The 18,955-nt window shown below is 63.2% G+C and carries 13 protein-coding genes; 7 read left to right on the top strand and 6 right to left on the bottom strand.

Features of this window, described 5'->3' with window-relative positions; all coding sequences use genetic code 11:
• Positions 1-153: 153 nt before the first annotated feature.
• Positions 154-1,278, top strand: a complete 1,125-nt coding sequence (locus tag ACM62G_RS17790) for an OpgC family protein (protein WP_419735261.1) — start codon at positions 154-156, stop codon at positions 1,276-1,278.
• A 233-nt stretch (positions 1,279-1,511) separates the two neighbouring features.
• Here ACM62G_RS17790 and ACM62G_RS17785 read toward each other — a convergent pair whose 3' ends face one another.
• Entirely contained in the window at positions 1,512-2,930 is a 1,419-nt protein-coding gene (locus tag ACM62G_RS17785) for an amino acid permease (protein WP_273820100.1), read from the bottom strand.
• A gap of 522 nt (positions 2,931-3,452) precedes the next feature.
• Here ACM62G_RS17785 and ACM62G_RS17780 point away from each other — a divergent pair.
• Entirely contained in the window at positions 3,453-6,551 is a 3,099-nt protein-coding gene (locus tag ACM62G_RS17780; RefSeq protein WP_419735260.1) for a transglycosylase domain-containing protein, read from the top strand.
• 26 nt (positions 6,552-6,577) lie between these two features.
• On the opposite strand, the gene ACM62G_RS17775 is transcribed toward ACM62G_RS17780, so the two are convergent.
• On the bottom strand, positions 6,578-7,084 hold the full coding sequence (locus ACM62G_RS17775; RefSeq protein WP_273820098.1) for a C40 family peptidase: 507 nt from the start codon (positions 7,082-7,084) through the stop codon (positions 6,578-6,580).
• A 261-nt stretch (positions 7,085-7,345) separates the two neighbouring features.
• On the opposite strand from ACM62G_RS17775, the gene ACM62G_RS17770 reads away from it, so the two are divergent.
• Together ACM62G_RS17770 and ACM62G_RS17765 are read left to right on the top strand one after the other, a co-directional pair.
• Positions 7,346-7,930 carry a PadR family transcriptional regulator gene (locus ACM62G_RS17770; protein ID WP_054057432.1) on the top strand — a complete coding sequence of 195 codons (585 nt, stop codon included), beginning with the start codon at positions 7,346-7,348 and terminating at the stop codon, positions 7,928-7,930.
• Positions 7,927-8,709: a siderophore-interacting protein gene (locus ACM62G_RS17765; RefSeq protein ID WP_054057431.1), complete on the top strand. Its 783-nt coding sequence runs from the start codon at positions 7,927-7,929 to the stop codon at positions 8,707-8,709. The genes ACM62G_RS17770 and ACM62G_RS17765 overlap by 4 nt, the downstream gene beginning before the upstream one ends.
• A 45-nt stretch (positions 8,710-8,754) precedes the next feature.
• Here the strand turns inward: ACM62G_RS17765 and ACM62G_RS17760 are convergent, their stop codons facing one another.
• Both ACM62G_RS17760 and ACM62G_RS17755 read right to left on the bottom strand, forming a co-directional pair.
• A complete protein-coding gene (locus ACM62G_RS17760) occupies positions 8,755-9,429 on the bottom strand; it encodes a Pr6Pr family membrane protein (protein ID WP_054057430.1) in 675 nt (224 codons plus the stop codon).
• A 9-nt stretch (positions 9,430-9,438) separates the two neighbouring features.
• On the bottom strand, positions 9,439-9,663 hold the full coding sequence (locus ACM62G_RS17755; RefSeq protein ID WP_054057429.1) for a VF530 family DNA-binding protein: 225 nt from the start codon (positions 9,661-9,663) through the stop codon (positions 9,439-9,441).
• A 266-nt stretch (positions 9,664-9,929) separates the two neighbouring features.
• Between ACM62G_RS17755 and ACM62G_RS17750 the strand changes: the two genes are divergently transcribed.
• The 3 genes from ACM62G_RS17750 to ACM62G_RS17740 all read left to right on the top strand — a co-directional run bounded on the left by ACM62G_RS17750 (position 9,930) and on the right by ACM62G_RS17740 (position 17,377).
• The gene (locus ACM62G_RS17750) at positions 9,930-11,954 is read left to right on the top strand and encodes a TonB-dependent receptor (protein ID WP_273820092.1); all 2,025 of its coding nucleotides are present in this window, start codon (positions 9,930-9,932) and stop codon (positions 11,952-11,954) included.
• A 345-nt stretch (positions 11,955-12,299) separates the two neighbouring features.
• Positions 12,300-14,762 (top strand): glucose/quinate/shikimate family membrane-bound PQQ-dependent dehydrogenase, encoded by a 2,463-nt coding sequence (locus ACM62G_RS17745; protein ID WP_419735259.1) that lies wholly within the window; start codon positions 12,300-12,302, stop codon positions 14,760-14,762.
• A 374-nt stretch (positions 14,763-15,136) separates the two neighbouring features.
• Positions 15,137-17,377 (top strand): hypothetical protein, encoded by a 2,241-nt coding sequence (locus tag ACM62G_RS17740; protein WP_419735258.1) that lies wholly within the window; start codon positions 15,137-15,139, stop codon positions 17,375-17,377.
• A 289-nt stretch (positions 17,378-17,666) separates the two neighbouring features.
• Here the strand turns inward: ACM62G_RS17740 and ACM62G_RS17735 are convergent, their stop codons facing one another.
• Together ACM62G_RS17735 and ACM62G_RS17730 are read right to left on the bottom strand one after the other, a co-directional pair.
• A complete protein-coding gene (locus tag ACM62G_RS17735) occupies positions 17,667-18,089 on the bottom strand; it encodes a group I truncated hemoglobin (protein ID WP_054061688.1) in 423 nt (140 codons plus the stop codon).
• Positions 18,089-18,955, bottom strand: a complete 867-nt coding sequence (locus ACM62G_RS17730; protein ID WP_419735257.1) for a DUF3034 family protein — start codon at positions 18,953-18,955, stop codon at positions 18,089-18,091. The genes ACM62G_RS17735 and ACM62G_RS17730 overlap by 1 nt, the downstream gene beginning before the upstream one ends.

Genomic DNA, 18,955 nt, shown 5'->3' with positions numbered 1-18,955 from the left:
CCGGCCGCCCTGGCAAATAATTGTGACATTCAGTAATACCCCACCTTTGCAATTCGCGGCGATTCGCGCCACCCTGCGCGCCGCCGCCCAAGCAGTGCAATTTCCGACAGCCGCGGCAGTCATATTCAACATTCGCCCACAGAGCCCGCTGCCATGCTGAACGGACGCGACCCACGCATCGACTTCTTTCGGGGACTGGCGCTGATCTTCATTTTCTGGGATCACGTGCCCCACAACCCATTCGGCCAGATCACCCTGCGTAATATCGGTTTCAGCGATGCGGCGGAGGTCTTCGTGTTCCTCGCCGGTTACGCGGCGGTCCTCGCCTACGGCAAGATCCTGCAACGCGACGGCTACCTGATCGCCTGCGTGAGGATCCTGCGTCGCGCCTGGGTGCTCTACGTGGTGCACATCTTCCTGCTGGCGATGCTGATGGGCATCGTGTTCTTCGCCAACAGCCATGTGGAAACCCGCGACCTGATCCAGGAAATGGGCCTGCAGCATTTCGTCAGCCATCCCGAACAGGCGCTGACGGATGAGTTGCTGCTGCGCTTCAAACCGAACCTGATGGACCCGCTGCCCCTGTACATCGTGCTGTTGCTCGGCCTGCCGCTGGTGCTGCCGTTACTGTTGCGCCAGCCCCTGGCGGTGGTCGCGGTGTCGCTGACGGTGTACCTGCTGGCGCCCGTACTGGGCTGGAACCTGGCGGCAATCGGCGATGGCGTCTGGTACTTCAACCCCGTCACCTGGCAGTTGCTGTTCATCCTCGGCGGTGCGACGGCCATCCACGGCCAGCGGCCACGCCTGCCGGACCGGCGCCCATTGCTGCGCCGGCCACTGTTCGTCGCGGCGGCGGGTTATTCACTGATTGCCGGGGTGATCACCCTCTCCTGGCGTTGGCCGCAGATTCATGACGCCATCATGCCGGCCGCACTGAGCAACTGGCTGTACCCGATCAGCAAGACCGACCTGTCGCCGGTGCGTCTGCTGCATTTCCTGGCACTGGCCTATGTCACTGCCAAGCTGCTGCCCACGGGCAACTGGACCCGCCACTGGCTGGCGCAACAGACGTGCCGCATGGGTCGCTACTCGCTGGAAGTGTTCTGCCTGGGCGTACTGCTGGCGCCGCTGGCGGACATGGTCAACGCCCTGGCCGACGATGCCGTCGCCATGCAGGTTTTCACCGCGCTGGTCGGTGCCGGCCTGCTGGCCCTGCTCGGTGCCTGGCTGGACTTCAACAAGCGCCTGGGCCAGCCGATGCGCGCCGTTCCCGCCTGAGCCGGCTGCGCGCCGGGTTTGGCGGTGTGGCGGATGACGTCTTCGCGGGCAAGCCCTGCTCCTACAGTTTTACGGCGTTCGCAGACCTTGTATACGACGCTACCTTGTAGGAGCAGGGCTTGCCCGCGAAGACGTCCGTAACCACAACGCAGAAACATCAGGTTCCCCAACATTTCGTAGCGCACAAAAAAGCCCCGGTCATGCGACCGGGGCCTTGTCTTTTCAACGGAGGTCTACGCCGCCGGGTTCGCAGCCGGCGAGGCATTGCCCGGCTGCAGCTTGAACACGTGGAACAACAGCGTCAGCAGCACCAGAAACGCCGGGCCGACATACAGCGCGACGCGCGTGTCGGGGAAGTACGCCATCAGCCCGACCACCAGCACCAGGAACGCCAGCGCCAGGTACGAACTGACCGGGTACAGCCACATGCGGTACTGCAGGCCTGCGACCTGCGCACGGCTCAAGCCCTTGCGGAATTTCAGTTGCGCCAACAGGATCATCGCCCAGGTCCAGATCGCGCCGAAGGTGGCAATGGACGTCACCCAAACGAAGACCTTTTCCGGCACCAGGTAGTTGAGCAGCACGCCCAGCAGCAAGGCCGCGATCGACAGCAGCAGCGCACGACGCGGCACGCCATTGCTCGAGGTCCTGGCGAAGGTCGCCGGTGCCTGGCCGTTCTGCGCCAGGCTGTAGAGCATGCGCCCGGTGCTGAAGATGCCGCCGTTGCAGGACGACAGCGCGGCGGTGATCACCACGAAGTTGATGATGCCGGCGGCGGTCTTGATGCCCAGGCGTTCGAAGGTCATCACGAATGGGCTGCCCTGGGTGCCGATGGCGTTCCACGGGTAGATCGAGAGGATCACGAACAACGCGCCGACGTAGAACAGCAGGATGCGCCAGAACACCGAGCCGATGGCGTCGGGAATGGTTTTCTGCGGGTTGCGTGCCTCACCGGCGGTCAGGCCGATCATTTCCACGCCCAGGTAGGCGAACATCACCATCTGCAGCGACATCAGCACGCCGCTGACACCATTGGGCATGAAGCCACCGTTGCTCCACAGGTTGGAAATGCCCAGGGCCACGCCATCGTTGCCGAAGCCGAAGGCGATCACGCCGACACCGCCGATCACCATGGCGATGATGGTGACGATCTTGATCAGGGCGAACCAGAATTCGAACTCGCCAAAGGCCTTCACCGCGATCAGGTTGATGGTGCCCATGCTCAACAGCGCCGCCAGGGCCCAGATCCAGCGTGGCATGTCGGGGAACCAGACCCCCATGTACACCGCCACCGCGGTGATCTCCGCGACGCAGGTCACCAGCCACAGGAACCAGTAGTTCCAGCCGGTGAGAAAGCCCGCCAGCGGGCCGAGATAGTCCTGGGCATAACGACTGAAGGAGCCGGCCACCGGGTTGTGCACGGCCATTTCACCGAGGGCGCGCATGATCACCAGGATCGCCAGGCCGCCGATGATGTAGGAGAGCATGATCGCCGGACCGGCCATTTCGATGGCCTTGGCCGAACCGAGGAACAGGCCGACGCCGATACAGGCGCCGAGCGCCATCAGCCGTATGTGCCGTTCACCGAGTTCGCGTTTGAGCGGGCCGCCTTGAGCGGTCTCGCCGTGGGGCAGGTGGGTGCCAACTGGCATGGGTACAACCTCATCTTGTTATTGGGTATGAACCACCGAACAAGGGAGCGGCAGGCGAGTGGGCCCGGGCTCCCGACAGCGGACCCGCTTCGTGAGCGGGCCCGTCCCGCAGGGAAAACCGACGGGATCAGCGGGCGATGCAGTATAGGAATCCAATGGCAGGGCTTTTCACTCTATAAATCAGAAAATTCAGCTGGAAATCTCGGCAGAAGCGCTGAAAACAGAGGTGCATTCGCTGGCAGAAGCCGGCCCGGCCGGACGAAAAACCCGTGGGAGTATGGCACGCCGGGCAGATCGCGTCATGTCCCGGCCCTTTTCGACCTTGCGCCAATGGACAGCTCTATTCCAAGGCTTGCAGGGCCTCGACAAAAACCATGGCAGGCGTCGTCTTCCCGGCATGATTGTCACGAAAAGTCAGCGTATGCAGGAAATAACTGACTGCATTAACAAAATTTTCGCAGCCCTTTACCAGCGTCTAAGCTTCAGGCAAGTGCGATCAATCTGCGTATGGATGAATCGACTATGGGCGCTCTGTGGGATTCCGATTCGACCAGGACTGTGCCAGCAACCGACAGTCCGGATGAAGCGCCCGTACCGAAAAAACCCCACAAGCGGCGCCTCTGGTGGCGACTGTTCTGGCTGGTGGTGCTGCTCGCGATGATCCTGCTCGGCGTCGCCGCCTCCAGGGAAATGCGCACCTCCAGGATCCAGGCCCGGGAAATCAGCCGCTTTGCCGGCAATCTCGACTACGCCATGGCCAACGGCCCCAGCGACTCGATGCTCTATCCCGGCGAGGGCCCCTTCGACAAACGCCTGGGCTACAGCGACCTGGGCACGTTTCTCGGCCGGCTGGCCAAACGCGGCTACCTGATCGAGGCACAGGCGCGCTTCTCCCCCGCCCTGCTCGACTACGGCAAGGCCGGCTTCTTCGTACCCTATGCGGAAAAGATCCAGGCCGGCCTGTCGATCACCGACTGCCGCGGCGCCGGGCTCTACCAGTACAACTACCCGCAGCAGTTGTACGGGAGTTTCGCGGCGATTCCGCCACTGGTGGTCAACAGCCTGCTGTTCATCGAGAACCGCGACCTGCTCGACCCCGGCCAGCCCCAGGCCAACCCCGCCGTCGACTGGCCGCGTTTCGGCAAGGCGGTGCTGTCGCAGATCGGCAAGGTTCTGCATCTCGGCGGGCAAAGCGCCGGCGGCAGTACCCTGGCGACGCAACTGGAGAAGTATCGACACTCGCCCGATGGCCTGACCCTGTCCGGCGGCGAGAAGATCCGCCAGATGATTTCCGCCAGCGTGCGCGCCTACCAGGGCGGCCCGCAGACCCTGGAAGTGCGGCAGAACGTGGTCCGCGACTACCTCAACAGCGTGCCCTTGTCGGCCGTGCCGGGGCACGGCGAGGTGCATGGCCTGGCCGAGGGCCTGCGGGTCTGGTACGGCGCCGACTTCAACGACGTCAACACCCGGTTGAGCAGTACCGCCAGCGACCCGCAGAGCCTGGCCAGACGCGGTCTGGCGCTGCGCGAAGTGCTCTCGCTGATGATCGCCCAGCGTCGCCCCTCGCACTACCTGGCCCGGGGCCGCGATGAGTTGGCCGAGCTGACCGACAGCCACCTGCGCCTGCTGGCCCAGAACGGCGTCATCGACGCACCGCTGGCCGCCGCGGCCCTGGCGAGCAAGGTCAGCTACCGCGACTGGGTTCAGGAACCGACGGTCCAGCCGATCGAATCGAACAAGGGTATCAGCGTCGCCCGCAGCCGCCTGGCGGCGATGCTCGACCGCCCGCTCTACGACCTTGACCGCCTCGACCTGTCGGCCACCAGCACCCTGCAGGCGCAGTTGCAGGGCCAGGTCAGCGATTACCTCCGCAAGCTGGCGAATCCGCAGTTCGCCCAGTCCATCGGCCTGCTCGGCGATCGGCTGCTCACCGCCACCAGTACCCAGCAGGTGCGCTACAGCTTCACCCTGTTCGAACTGACGCCGGACAGCTATCGGGTGCGGGTGCAGACCGACAGCACCGACCAGCCCTTCGACATCAACGAAGGCAGCAAGCTGGAACTGGGCTCCACCGCCAAGCTGCGGGTGCTGACCACCTACCTGCAGATCATTGCCGAGCTGCATGATCGCTATGGCGATCAATCGCCGGCGCAACTGAAAAAGGTCGAAGTCGACGACCAGGACCGGATCACCCGCTGGGCCCTGGACTACCTGGCCCAGAACAGCGACCGCAACCTGCCCGCCATGCTCGATGCGGCGCTGAACCGACAGTACTCGGCAAGCCCCGGCGAAAGCTTCTTCACCGGCGGCGGCCTGCATCGCTTCCACAACTTCCGCAACGAGGACAACGGCCGCAACCCGACCCTGCTCGAAGCCCTGCGCGAGTCGATCAACCTGCCGTTCATCCGCCTCATGCGCGACCTGGTGCGCTACAGCACCTATCAGGGCCCGAACAACAGCGCCGAACTGCTCAAGGACGATGACAACCCGCGCCGCCAGGAATACCTGGCCCGCTTCGCCGACCGCGAAGGCACGGCGTTCATGCTGCGATTCTGGAAAAAGTATCGGAACAAGGACTCCCAGGAACGCCTGGAAACCTTTCTCGACAGCATGCACCCGACGCCGATCCGCCTGGCGGCGGTGCATCGCTACCTGCTGCCGGAGGCGCCGCAGAAAACCTTCGATACCTTCGTGCGGGCCCACCTGAAGACCGAGAAGGTCAGCGACGAACGCCTCGCCAAGCTCTACAAGAGCTACGGCCCCGGCGCCTACGACCTGCCGGACCAGGGCTATATCGCCAAGGTCCACCCGCTCGATCTGTGGCTGCTCGGTTACCTGCTGAAGAACCCGCAGGCCAGGTTCAGCCAGGCGGTGGCCGCCAGTGAGTTCGAACGCCAGGAAGTCTATGGCTGGCTGTTCAAGAGCAGGCACAAGAGTGCCCGCGACAGTCGTATCCGGGTCATGGTCGAGATCGAGGCGTTCCTCGATATCCATCGGCGCTGGCAGCAGGTGGGTTATCCGTTCGACCACCTGGTGCCGTCACTGGCCACGGCCATCGGCAGTTCCGGCGACCGGCCGGCGGCGCTGGCCGAACTGATCGGCATCATCCTCAACGACGGCGTACGCCTGCCAACCTTGCGCATCGACAGCCTGCACTTCGCCGCCCATACGCCGTATGAAACCCGAGTGACCAACGACCCGGGCAAGGGCAAGCGAGTCATGCCCTCCGAGGTCGCCACGGCGTTGCGCGAAGCCTTGTCGCAGGTGGTGGACGCAGGGACAGCGCGGCGGGTGTCGGGCAGCTTCAAACTGCCCGACGGCACGCCGCTGGCCATGGGAGGCAAGACCGGCACCGGGGACAACCGGATAGAAAGCATCGGCGCGGGTGGGCGGGTGCTGAGTTCGAAGTCGATCAACCGCACCGCGACGTTCGTCTTCTACATCGGTGCCCACCACTTCGGCACCTTGACCGCCTTCGTGCCCGGACGCTCGGCGGAGAACTTCAAGTTCACCTCGGCGTTGCCGGTGCAGGTGCTCAAGGGCATGGCGCCGATTCTGACCGACTACCTGCAGCCGGACAGCAGCACCCTGTGCAAGCCGCAGGCTGTGGCGCACCTGTAGGGTGGGGAATTTACGTCAGCCCCCCATCAGTGGCTGCTGTGAAAGCGCTTGGCCAGGGTATAACTCTTCTTCCAGTAGGCATTGTTCAGCGAGTCGATGCGCACGCTCTTGCCGCTGCGCGGGGAGTGAATGAACTTGCCCTCGCCCACATACAGCCCGACATGGCTCACATTGCCCTGGCCATTGCGGTTGAAGAACACCGCATCCCCCGGCTTCAGACTGCCACGCTGGATAGTCCTGGCGCTGGAGCGGCGCATGCCCACCGTGGTCCGCGGCAGCTTGATGTCGGCCTCGTTCTGGAACAGATAGACCAGCAGCCCGCTGCAATCGAAGCCCTTCACAGACATGCCGCCCCAACGGTAGGGCGTGCCGATCAACTGATGGGCACGATCGATGACATTGTCGATGGAAGATTGCGCCTTCACCTCGGCAACCCTGGCCGGGGCGTTCTGTGTCGACTTGAGGTTCGCATGGGCTGACCAGGAGCCCAGCAGGACCCCCAGCGACAGCACCCCTGACACTAACCTGGACATGATAAACACCGCCTTTTCGAAACCTGGCGGCATGGTACGGAGCGGTCCCGGGCTTGCTCAGAGTGCTTTTCGCAGTTTCACGTAGGAAGCATCCCAGGCAAACCAGCGAAAACACCACATCCCTCCGCGCCGCGAAACCTCCAGTGCCTGTCTCTCCGTTCCCAACGCCCCTCTCGCCCATCAGCACGTTCGTCGGTTTTTCTTGCCTTAGAAATAAGATATATCTTACGGTATATCTTAAGAACAGAGGAGAAAGAGAAAATGAGAGAGCATCACCACCCTCCCCACCACCGCGAATTCGGCGATGGCCACGACGGCTTCGAACGCCGCCCCGGCCGTGAACGCGGCGGCCGCGGCCCGCGGGTGTTCGCCCCGGGCGACCTGAAACTGCTGTTGCTGGCCCTGGTCGCCGAACAGCCCTGCCATGGCTACGACCTGATCCGCCAGATCGAAGGCATGTTCGACGGTGCCTACAGCCCGAGCCCGGGGGTCATCTACCCGACCCTGACCTTCCTCGAGGAAAGCGATCTGATCAGCGGCGACGCCGAGGCTGGGAAAAAGCGCTACAGCGTGACCGACAACGGTCGCCAGTTCCTGCGCGAACAGGCTGTGGCCCTGGACGGCGTGCGCACCCGCATCGATGTCAGCAAGCGCTCCCTGCGCGGTCACGACCGGCCGCCGGAAATCCACGAGGCGGTGCACAACCTGCGCCACGCCCTGCAACTGCATCACGGACGCTGGAGCCCGGAGGAAATCCTGCGGGTCCGCGACCTGCTGAACAACACCGCCAAGGCCATCGTCGATGGTCCCGTGTCCGCCCAGTCCCATTCGGAGCAAGCGCAATGAACGAAGTCAATCGCCAAGGCATTCATCGGGTCATGCACGAGATCAGGCGCCGCCGCCTGCAAGTGCTGCGGGTGCGGGACCTGACGCCGCGCATGCGCCGCATCACCCTCGGCGGCCCGGAACTGGCGGGTTTCATCAGCCTGGGCACGGACGACCACGTCAAACTGTTCTTCCCGCAGACCGCCGCCGAACAGGCTGCGCTGGAAACCCTGGTGATTGGCGCCAAGGACAACGGCCCGCTGCCGGCCATGCGTGACTACACGCCGCGTCGCTATGACCTGGAGCGGGGTGAACTGGATATCGACTTCGTCCTGCATGGCGACGGCCCCGCCTCGACCTGGGCGGAACAGGCCACACCCGGCCAGTTCCTGCATATCGGCGGGCCACGGGGTTCGCTGGTGGTCCCGGATATCTTCGACAGCTACCTGTTGATCGGCGACGAAACCGCCCTGCCGGCCATCGCCCGGCGCCTGGAGGGCCTGGCGGCCAACCGCCGCGCGCTGGTGGTGGTCGAGGTGGAGAACGCGGCTGAACAGCAGCCCCTGCACAGCCAGGCACAGGTCGAAGTGATCTGGGTGCGACGCGACGCGCCAGGGCAGGGTCTGCTGCAAACCGTCGAGCAACTGACCCCGCCAAGCGGCAGCCTTTACGCCTGGGTCGCCACCGAGGCCGGGCTGTCGCGCAAGGTGCGCCGGGTATTGCTCGACATCCACGGCCTGGATGAGGCGTTCGTCAAGGCCGCAGGCTACTGGCGCCTGGACGGTAGCGCCGAAGAGTAACCTCCGGCCTCGGCAGTGGGTGGGCCGTCCCACTCACTGCAAGCCTCAAGTCCGCCGCCTGCCACCCCAACGATCCATGCCGATCAGCAGCAGCGAGACCAGCACGAAGCCCAACAGTATCTGCCCGGCGTTGACGAACACCTGGGGATAACCCAGCCGGTCGACATCGACGAAAGGATACGGATACGCGCCGATCAGGTGCCCGCGCAGCAGCACATAAGCGAAATACACCAGCGGATAGGCCAGCCACGACAACACCTGCGGGAAGCGCAAGCGGCCCTTGGGCACACACACCCACCAATAGACCACGAACAGCGCCGGCATCACGTCGTGCAACAGTTCATCCGCCAGCCACTGAAAGCCCTGGGGATGCCACAACGAGCGCAGCAACAGGCTGTAGGCCAGCCCCACCACGACGATATTGGCGACGATCGCCGTGCGCACCGACGGTTTGAGGAAAAAGCGCCGGCCCCACGAATCGCGGGACGTCACTTCACAGGTCAGCACCACCGCCACCAGGGTGTTGGTCAGCACGGTGAAGAAACTGAAGAAGGTGATCAACCCGCCGAGCAGGCTCGCCCCGGCCTGCCAGCGTGAGATCAGGATCAGGTACATCTGGATGCCCAGGCCGCTCCAGCCCAGCACCGCCGCGGCCAGCAGCACGGCGCGCGAGCGGATGCGGCGCAGCGGCGGCTGGCCGGACACGCGCTTCGACTCCACGGCAGGACCTCAGCGTCGGGTGCGCATCAACTTCACGTACAGCCGCTCGACCTTCTCCCGCGCCCACGGCGTCCTGCGCAGAAAAGTCAGGCTCGACTTGATGCTCGGGTCGCTCTTGAAGCAACGGATATCGATGCGCTCGGCCAGGCCCTGCCACTCGTAATGGGCCACCAGGGCATTGAGGATCTGCTCCAGGGTCACCCCATGCAGCGGATTGTTGGATGTTTCGGTCATGCCGAACCTTCGATGAGGAAATGGAACAAGGCGCGCACCTTAGCCGAGCCCTTCGCCAGGGGGAAGAGCCACCGATAGCAGATGGCGCAATGGCCCTTACTTGAGTCTAGCCGCGTCGAGATACGTTGCAGGGGCAGTGTTTTAAAATCGAAAAACCGTGTTACGTTATAACAAATCATAACCATTCATCGGACACCCCCTCCGTCATCCGCCTGCTCTTTCGACTCACCGATGCGCTTCGCATCGCGCTTGCCAAGGAAACATCGATGTCCCTCTCCTCCCCCCTGCGTACCCGCCTGACTCCGCTGGCCGCCGCCTTGCTGATCGCGGGCCCGGCCCACGCCCTGGAGCTGCAACCCCAGGTCATCACCGCCAACCCCCTGGGCAGCGAACAGCCCGCCGCCCCCAGCACCGTGCTCGAAGGCGACGACCTGACCCTGCAGCAACAGGGCAGCCTCGGTGAAACCCTGAACAGGCAACCCGGGGTGTCGTCGTCCTACTTCGGCCCGGGCGCCAGCCGACCGATCATTCGTGGCCAGGACGGCGATCGCATCCGCCTGCTGCGCAACGGCGTCGGCGCGCTGGATGCCTCGGCGCTGTCCTATGACCACGCGGTACCGCTGGATCCGGTCAACGTCGAACGGATCGAGATCGTCCGTGGCCCGGCGGCGCTGCTCTATGGCGGCAGTGCCATCGGCGGGGTGGTCAACACCTTCGACAACCGCATTCCCACCAGCCCCATCGACGGCATCCACGGTGCCGGCGAACTGCGCTACGGCGGCGCCGACACCACCCGCAGCAGCGCCGGCAAGCTGGAAGCCGGCGACGGCACCTTCGCCCTGCACCTGGACGCCAACGCCCGCGAGTTCAACGACCTGCGGATTCCCGGCTACGCCCGTAGCCGCAATGCACCGGCCAGCGAGGACGGCGACGGACGCAAGGGCCGCCTGGGCAATAGCGACGGTCGCCAGGATGGCGGTGCCGTGGGCGGCTCCTACCACTGGGATAATGGTTACGCCGGGCTGTCCTACAGCAATTACGACAGCAACTACGGCTCACCGGCCGAGCAGGATGTGCGCATCCGCATGAAGCAGGATCACTACGCCTTCGCCTCGGAAATCCGCAACCTCGAGGGGCCGTTCAGTTCGGTGAAACTCGATGCCGGCTACACCGACTACGAGCATCGGGAAATCGAGGGGGGCGAAACCGGCACGATTTTCAGGAACAAGGGCTACGAGGCCCGGGTCGAGGCCCGCCACCTGCCGGTCGGCCCGTTCAACGGAGTGGTCGGGGCCCAGGTCAGTCGCAACGAATTTTCCGCACTGGGCGAGGAAGCCTTCGTTCCGCAAACCGACACCGACGCCGGCGCGCTGTTCCTGCTGGAAGAGCTCAAGGCCAGCGAGCGTCTGACCTTCAGCCTCGGCGGCCGCCTGGAACACACGCGTATCGACCCGGATGCCAAGGGCAACGAGCGTTTTGCCAATGCCGAGCGGAGCAACAGCTTCACCGCCGGCAGCCTGTCCTCCGGCGCGGTCTACCAGTTGACGCCGGTCTGGGCGCTGGCCGCGACCCTGGGCTACACCGAGCGCGCGCCAACCTTCTACGAGCTGTATGCCAACGGTGCCCACGTCGCCACCGGCACCTATGAAGTCGGCAACCCCGACCTGTCGAAGGAAAAGGCCGTATCCAGCGACCTGGCCCTGCGTTTCGACAACGGCACCCACAAGGGCAGCTTCGGTGTGTTCTACAGCCACTTCTCCAACTACATTGGCCTGCTCGGCAGTGGTCGTACCCTCAACGACGACGGCGAGGAAGACGCCGCTGGCATCCCCGAATACCGCTATTCCGGCGTACGGGCCCGCTTCGCCGGGTTCGAGGCCCAGGATCACTGGAAACTGGGTGAAGGCGCCTACGGCAAGTTCGCCCTCGAACTGTCCGGCGACTACACCCGCGCCACCAACCTCGATACCGGCGAGGCCCTGCCGCGGATCGCGCCGCTACGCCTGAACAGCGGCCTGCTGTGGGAGCTGGATCGCTGGCAGGCGCGGATCGATGTGGAGCATGCGGCGGGCCAGGGACGGGTGCCGTCCAACGAGTCCGGCAGTTCGGCCTACACCACCTTCGGTGCCAGTGCCGGCTACCACTTCGATATCGGCAGCAGCCAGTGGCTGGCGTTCGTCAAGGGCGACAACCTGACCAACCAGACCGTGCGTTATGCGAGCTCGATCCTGCGTGATATCGCGCCGGCGCCGGGCCGCAGCCTCGAGGTCGGCCTGCGTACCACCTTCTGACATTCACCCAGGCAAGACCGTGGTGAGCAGGCCGGCCTGCTCACCACCACCCACCCGAAGACTGTTACCGAATCTGAAATGATCCATGTCAGGGAACCCCCTGTTTCCGCGATAGACATGGGTTTATCCTTTGTGCGCTAACAACTGAATCGTTTAATCAGCAAAGTTCGCTGCTGAAAGCGCTCCGGTTCCCCCCTCGACTTCCCGTCCCGCAAGCAGCGCCTGCCTGTTGCGGCTCCCGCGTGGAAGTCCCTCGGGCAATTTATCTGAACGAAGTCCCCGCCGAATCGTCATCTACAGTGATTACAGCGCGGGATACCTTCAACGTCACGGAGAAACCAAACCATGAGCACTGACCGTGCTTCGAATCGAGGCCGCCTGCTACCGAGCCTGCTCGGTATCGTGCTGCTGTTGATGGGCCTCGCCCTGCTGGCCGGCGGGATCAGGCTGAGCCTGCTGGGCGGCTCGCTGTACTACCTGCTGGCCGGCATCGGCCTGTTGTTGACCGGCGGCCTGTTGCTGGCCGCCCGCCGGGCAGCCCTGGGCCTCTACGCCCTGGTGCTGTTCGCCAGTACCCTGTGGGCCCTGTGGGAAGTCGGCCTGGACTGGTGGCAACTGGTGCCGCGCCTGGCCCTGCTGTTCGCCCTGGGTATTGTCATGCTGCTGCCGTGGTTCCGCCGGCCATTGCTGCACAGCGGTGCCGCACCGATGGGTACCGGCGCGCTGGGCGTGGCCGTGGTGCTGGCCGGCGCCACCGCCGTCGCCAGCCAATTCACCAACCCGGGTGAAATCAAGGGCCAGCTCGATCGCGACAGCGTCCCTGGCATGAGCAACACCGCACCGGCCACGGCCGATAGCGACTGGGATTCCTATGGCCGCAGCGCCCATGGCGATCGCTACTCGCCGCTGGCGCAGATCACCCCGCAGAACGCGCACAAGCTGGTACCGGCCTGGACCTTCCGCACCGGCGACATTCCCGGGCCGAACGATCCCGGCGAAACCACGGCGGAAAACACCCCGCTGAAGGTCAACGGCATGCTCTACGTGTGCACGCCCCACAGCCAGGTGATCGCCCTCGACCCGGATACCGGCAAGGAAATCTGGCGCTTCGATCCGAAACTCTCCACGCAGAAGGCAGCGAACTTCAAGGGCTGGGCCCACATGACCTGCCGTGGCGTGGCCTATCACGATGAAAACGCCTACATCGCCAATACCGCGCCGTCCACAACCGACGCGTCCGCCACCGCGTCGCTGGCGGCCGACAACACGCCAAGCGGCCGCCTGGTCGCCACCGGCCAGGAAAACCAGTGCCCACGGAGGATCTTCCTGCCCACCGCCGATACCCGCCTGATCGCCCTGAACGCCGACACCGGCAAGATGTGCGAAGACTTCGGCGACAAGGGCCAGATCGACCTCGGCGCCAACATCGGCACCTTCGCCCCCGGTGGCTACTACTCCACCTCGCCGCCGGCGGTCACCCGCAACCTGGTGGTGATCGGCGGCCACGTCACCGACAACGTCTCCACCGACGAACCCAGCGGCGTGATCCGCGCCTTCGACGTGCGCACCGGCAAGCTGGTGTGGAACTGGGACAGCGGCAACCCGGACGACACCACCCCGATCGCCCCGGGCAAGACCTACACCCGCAACTCGCCGAACATGTGGTCGATGTTCGCCGTCGATGAAAAACTCGGCATGCTCTACCTGCCGATGGGCAACCAGACACCGGATCAGTTCGGTGGCGCCCGCACCCCCGATTCGGAGAAATACGCCGCCGGCCTGACCGCGCTGGATATCGACACCGGACATGTGCGCTGGACCTACCAGTTCACCCACCACGACCTGTGGGACATGGACGTCGGCGGCCAGCCGACCCTGATGGACCTCAAGACCGCCGACGGCGTCAAGCAGGCCGTGCTGGCTTCGACCAAGCAGGGCAGCATCTACGTGCTCGACCGCAGCAACGGCCAGCCGATCGTGCCGATCAACGAGATCCCGGTACCACAAGGCGCAGTCGCCGGCGACCACACCTCGCCGACCCAACCCAAGTCCGACCTCAACTTCATGCCGCCGCCCCTCAAAGAGCGCGACATGTGGGGCGTGACGCCATTCGACCAGATGCTCTGCCGGATCGACTTCAAGTCGCTGCGCTACGAGGGCCCGTTCACCCCGCCATCGCTGCAGGGCTCGATCGTCTACCCGGGCAACTTCGGCGTGTTCGACTGGGGCGGCATTTCGGTCGACCCGGTGCGCCAGATCGCCTTCGTCAACCCGAGCTACATGGCCTTCCGCTCCAAGCTGATTCCGGCGGCGGAGATCGCCTCCCAGGGCCCCCGCAAGAGCGAAACCGAAGGCGTGCAGCCGAACAAGGGCGCGCCATACGGGGTGATCCTCGAAGCCCTGCTGTCGCCAATGGGCCTGCCCTGCCAGGCACCGGCCTGGGGTTATGTGGCGGCGGTCGACCTGACCACCCACAAGACGCTCTGGATGCACAAGAACGGTACCGTGCGTGACAGCTCGCCGGTACCGATCCCCCTGAGCATGGGCGTGCCGAGCCTGGGCGGGACCTTCACCACCGCCGGAGGCGTGGCCTTCCTCAGCGGTACCCTGGACCAGTACCTGCGCGCCTACGACGTGAAGAACGGCAAGCAACTGTGGGAAGGCCGCCTGCCAGCGGGCGCCCAGACCACGCCGATGACCTACACCGGCAAGGACGGCAAGCAGTACGTGCTGGTGATGGCCGGCGGGCATGGCTCGCTGGGTACCCGGCAGGGTGATTACGTGCTGGCGTACAAACTGTCCGAGTAGTACTTCGGCTAGCTGTAAAAACGGTGCCTGCAAAACACCCTCCCCCAGCCGCCATGGTGATTTCTGACACTAGCGGCTGGGGTTGCCGAGCCCCGGCATCATTCTCGTGCAAACCCGGTTTGCCGTATCAAAACCCATTTCGGGGTTTTGTCTCCCCCTGCGTTCTCACCTGGCGCTTCGGCTGGGCCGCCGTTGGTCGCCACTGTCATTTCTGACAGTAGTATCTGAAAAAACCGACTCTTAGCATTCCTCCCCAACGGACAGGAGAAAAAATCTGCTGTCGCCTCAAAGCCCTACCCGTTCCAGGAAGTGTCTCAATTGCCGGTGTATGGATGATCCATTCCCTCCCGGCAAGAACTGCAGGAGAACGCAGAATGAATACTTCAGACATTGCTCTCATCGACAACCCGACTCCCGGCACCACCCTACCCAGCCAGAACGCTTCCCTTTCAGGGACAGGCTTCCCTGGCGCGGCGGTCGAGATCTGGCAACAGAATGGCAGTCTCCTCGAGCAGGCACAGGTCGATGAGAACAGTCGATGGAGCGTGGCACTCACTGCGGATCTGCCGCTGGGCCCCTACACCTTCTCCATACGCCAGCTCCTCGGCGGCGTGACCTCTGAATGGCGGAACTTTTCATTTTCTGTCACCAGCCCAATGTTCCCGGTCACCCAGGCTCCCCAGATCAACCACCCGACAGGCGCCGTCACCTCACCTTTTTCAATCGCCGGCACAGCCACACCGGGCGCTACCGTAACGGTCTACCGAACAGGAGGCGGCTACATCTTTGGTACAGTCCAAGTGAACGCCAATGGGGAGTGGTCCCTCAATAACATCACTCAGGATCCTGGCCCCGACTCCATCAGCGCGAACCAAACGTTGAACGGCCAAACGTCTGGCTATACACCCAACCAGCCATTTGAGGTTCTGGCGGCACAGTCCGCCGTCCCTGTCCCCCAAATCGATAATCCGAAAGGATATGTCAACACACCCTTTCTCATCTCCGGTACAGCCACCCCCGGAGCCACTGTGACCGTCTATGGGACAGGAGGTACCTACGGGTCCGGCACGGCCCTGGTGAACGCCTCCGGATATTGGGAAATTGCCAACGTGACGCAATACGCAGGCCCCGACTCCATCACCGCCACCCAAACACTGGACGGACGCCAATCAAGCTTCGCGCCCATCCAATCTTTTAGGGTTGACGTCAATCCTCCCAATTTCCCCATTACCTCAGCCCCCGTTATCGATAACCCGCAAGGAAAGGCCTACTCCCCCTTCAGTATTTACGGAAGTGCCACCCCCGGTGCAACGGTGACGGTCTATCGGACAGGAGGCGGCTACATATTTGGCAGCGCCACAGTGGGGGAAGACGGTCACTGGATCCTCCCAAACCTGGAACTTGGTCCAGGCACGGACTCCATCAGCGCGAACCAGACGCTGTATGGCATAACGTCCGACTACGCACCCAACATACCCTTCACGGTTTACGAGAGGAGGTACTTCAGCAAAGTGCTGGAGAACGTTGGAGACTACGTAAATAGTGTGGTGCAACGTGTCAAATTGGATGTCGACAATGTGATAGGGACCATCAGCAAATTTCAGAGCCTGGCTCAAAGTTTCACAATTCCAGGATCCAAAGTCATCGGTTTAGCGGGGGAAATGACCGGTGTAGGGTTGAAAATATATACCGATATCAAAGAGTACGGATTTGTCTGGAACAGGCAACCCGACACTACCCTGCAAACGGGCCCTGGAAAGATCATTGAAGTGCCTGCCAACACCAGCGTGCCTCAACGAGCCCGCCAACAAGTGGTGGGCGGCTGGATTGAGTCATTCGTTCCGGCCAACTCGGCGCTTCCAGTGCCTATTCCACGCCCCAAGGATAGATGGGCCTTCAGTAAAACCGACCATTGCGATGCGGGAGGCGACCCGGGGAGAATCCCGCCCGGTAACTTTCCCTATACCGGCCCTGGCGCACGGATAGGACAGCTTCTTTATAAATTTGGTGCCTCGGGAGAAAGCAGGCCGATTTATAATGAAGGCTACGCCAATACCCTCAATGACACTGGCAGTCTGTTCTTGAGAATCAATACACCTGACAACGAATTGAGAAACAACAGCGGCGAAATGAAGATTTACATCGGCATGTATCTTCCCTCCCATAAACCCCTGTACGTGATGGTCAATGCAAATGACGCCTGGGCCAATGAGTTGATCACGCGAAAGTCGGGTTGGGACGAATACATTCCCAGCAGCACATCGACCCCACCGCCCACAGCCCTATTGGCACTCGAGGCACCCGCTGTCGCTGAACAGACAGCGAGCTGGAATATCTATCTAGCCGGTGCAAACGGTGAATTCGTGACCCAATGCGGACCCGCTGGCGTTGATAGCAGCATCATGAATATCGAAGGCGATAGCCGTTTTCCCTACAGCGGACCTGGCGCACGCTATGGACAGCTTCTTTACAAGTGGGGAGAAAATGGCACCGTGCTGCCGGTGTGGAATAGCAAAGAGCTTGGCGCTGAAACCCACAGCGGTAATTTACTCATGAGAATCAACGACTACGACATGACGGACAACCAATATGAGATATACGTCCTGGCCAGCTAGCTGTTCTCGAAATACTTGAGCCGCTCCGGTCTCTTCAACGCATCCTTCACGGCATACCATGAGCCGCTGCTGTCATTTCAGACAGTAGCGACTGGGGTGTTCGTTGAACAAGCCCCATGAAAGACAGGACACCCGTAGGATTTGTGGCGTCCGGGTCAGCCTCTTCGCGGGCAAGCCCTGCGCCTAAAGTTTTGCGGTGCCCACGGACCTTGTGTACGCGCCACTTTTGTAGGAGCAGGGCTTGCCTGCGAAAGGGCCGACAGCCTCTACACAGCTATCTTCAATCAGCCTAGTGCTCGATGACTTCGCCGCGCATCGGCGCCAGCCGGGCGATCAGGCGGTTCTGTACCCGCACCGGTATCCCCTGCTCATCCATCGCCGCGATCAGGTCCTCGACCAGCGCATTGAAATCGCTGCGGCTGACATTCTGGCCCTTGTGGCTCTCGGCCATGGTATCGCCGGTGTAGACACAGGGCCCGCCCGCCTCGACGCAGAACTGTTCGACCAGCTTGTTGCGCAGGCGCACGATGTCGATCTTGCGGAAGCGCTCGGCAATCCGCGGGTCGTGGGCGATCTTCAGCAGCATTCCCTCGACGATCCGGGTGATCCCGGCACGCTCGCCGAGGTCGCGGTAGAGGCTGTCATCCCTGGGCGGCTGCTGGGCACAACCGGCCAGCAGGACAGCAACCAGCAGCAGTTTCAAACCCCGCATCAGAAACTCCCCTGTACGGACAGATAAGTGCCGTTCTGGTTATCCAGTGTGGCGATTTCTCCCAGCCGGGCGTAGGCCAGGACGAAGGACAGGTGTTTGTTGGGGAAATAGCCGATGAATACGTCGGCCCAGTCGCTTTCACCAGCGAAGGACAGGTTGTCCGGCTTTTCCCGGTACTCCACGCCCACGGCCCAGCGCGGGTTGAACAGTACCGCCACAGAGCCTTCCTTGAGCACACTACGGGTATCGCGACGATCGCCGCCGAAGCCCATCAGCCCCAGCTCATTGGCCCGGCTGTAGCGTACACCGCCGTTGATCAGCAGGTTGTAGCCGAAGGCCGCGCCGATGAACAGCCGGCTGGCGGCCAGGTAGCCCTCGACGTCCTGGTCACGCTTGGCGCCGACCAGTTCGGGAATGTCGAAGTTGGTCTGGTGCTTGTACTCCAGTCCCAGGGACACCTGCGGCAGGGTGTCGTAGATCAGGTCGCCGAACAGCCGGACCTTGAGCCCGACGATATCCTGGCCGAGATGATCTTCCGGCAGGTTGAGCTTGTGCACCAGCGAGCCCAGGTCGAAGCGCTGACGGGCCAGGGACAGCTCCACGCGGTTGCCATAGGAGGCTGCCAGCCCGACCACGTCCAACCGATAGTCCGGGACGTTGACGGTGGTGGCGAACGCGGTGGCGCCCCATTCGTTCTTTTCGCCATAGCCGGTCAGCACCGCCCACGGCGTGATGCCTCCGCCCGCCGCGCCCTCCAGGCTGCTGGCACCGCCTGTGGCGATCAGGCGGCCGTTATCGGCCTCGGCGGCATTGATTCCCAGGCCCAGCAGGCCCAGCAGGCACAACAGGGAATAACGACGTTTCAT

This window comes from Pseudomonas sp. COR18, assembly GCF_048568395.1.
Lineage (GTDB): Bacteria > Pseudomonadota > Gammaproteobacteria > Pseudomonadales > Pseudomonadaceae > Aquipseudomonas > Aquipseudomonas fuscovaginae_B.
Note: the sequence above shows the minus strand (reverse complement) of the source record. Positions and strands in the feature narration are given on the sequence as shown.

Bases quoted from the DNA above. Each gene is read 5' to 3' on its own strand.
- ACM62G_RS17790 (WP_419735261.1), top strand. From the start codon at position 154: ATGCTGAACGGACGCGACCCACGCATCGACTTCTTTCGGGGACTGGCG.
- ACM62G_RS17785 (WP_273820100.1), bottom strand. From the start codon at position 2,930: ATGCCAGTTGGCACCCACCTGCCCCACGGCGAGACCGCTCAAGGCGGC.
- ACM62G_RS17780 (WP_419735260.1), top strand. From the start codon at position 3,453: ATGGGCGCTCTGTGGGATTCCGATTCGACCAGGACTGTGCCAGCAACC.
- ACM62G_RS17775 (WP_273820098.1), bottom strand. From the start codon at position 7,084: ATGTCCAGGTTAGTGTCAGGGGTGCTGTCGCTGGGGGTCCTGCTGGGC.
- ACM62G_RS17770 (WP_054057432.1), top strand. From the start codon at position 7,346: ATGAGAGAGCATCACCACCCTCCCCACCACCGCGAATTCGGCGATGGC.
- ACM62G_RS17765 (WP_054057431.1), top strand. From the start codon at position 7,927: ATGAACGAAGTCAATCGCCAAGGCATTCATCGGGTCATGCACGAGATC.
- ACM62G_RS17755 (WP_054057429.1), bottom strand. From the start codon at position 9,663: ATGACCGAAACATCCAACAATCCGCTGCATGGGGTGACCCTGGAGCAG.
- ACM62G_RS17750 (WP_273820092.1), top strand. From the start codon at position 9,930: ATGTCCCTCTCCTCCCCCCTGCGTACCCGCCTGACTCCGCTGGCCGCC.
- ACM62G_RS17745 (WP_419735259.1), top strand. From the start codon at position 12,300: ATGAGCACTGACCGTGCTTCGAATCGAGGCCGCCTGCTACCGAGCCTG.
- ACM62G_RS17740 (WP_419735258.1), top strand. From the start codon at position 15,137: ATGAATACTTCAGACATTGCTCTCATCGACAACCCGACTCCCGGCACC.
- ACM62G_RS17735 (WP_054061688.1), bottom strand. From the start codon at position 18,089: ATGCGGGGTTTGAAACTGCTGCTGGTTGCTGTCCTGCTGGCCGGTTGT.
- ACM62G_RS17730 (WP_419735257.1), bottom strand. From the start codon at position 18,955: ATGAAACGTCGTTATTCCCTGTTGTGCCTGCTGGGCCTGCTGGGCCTG.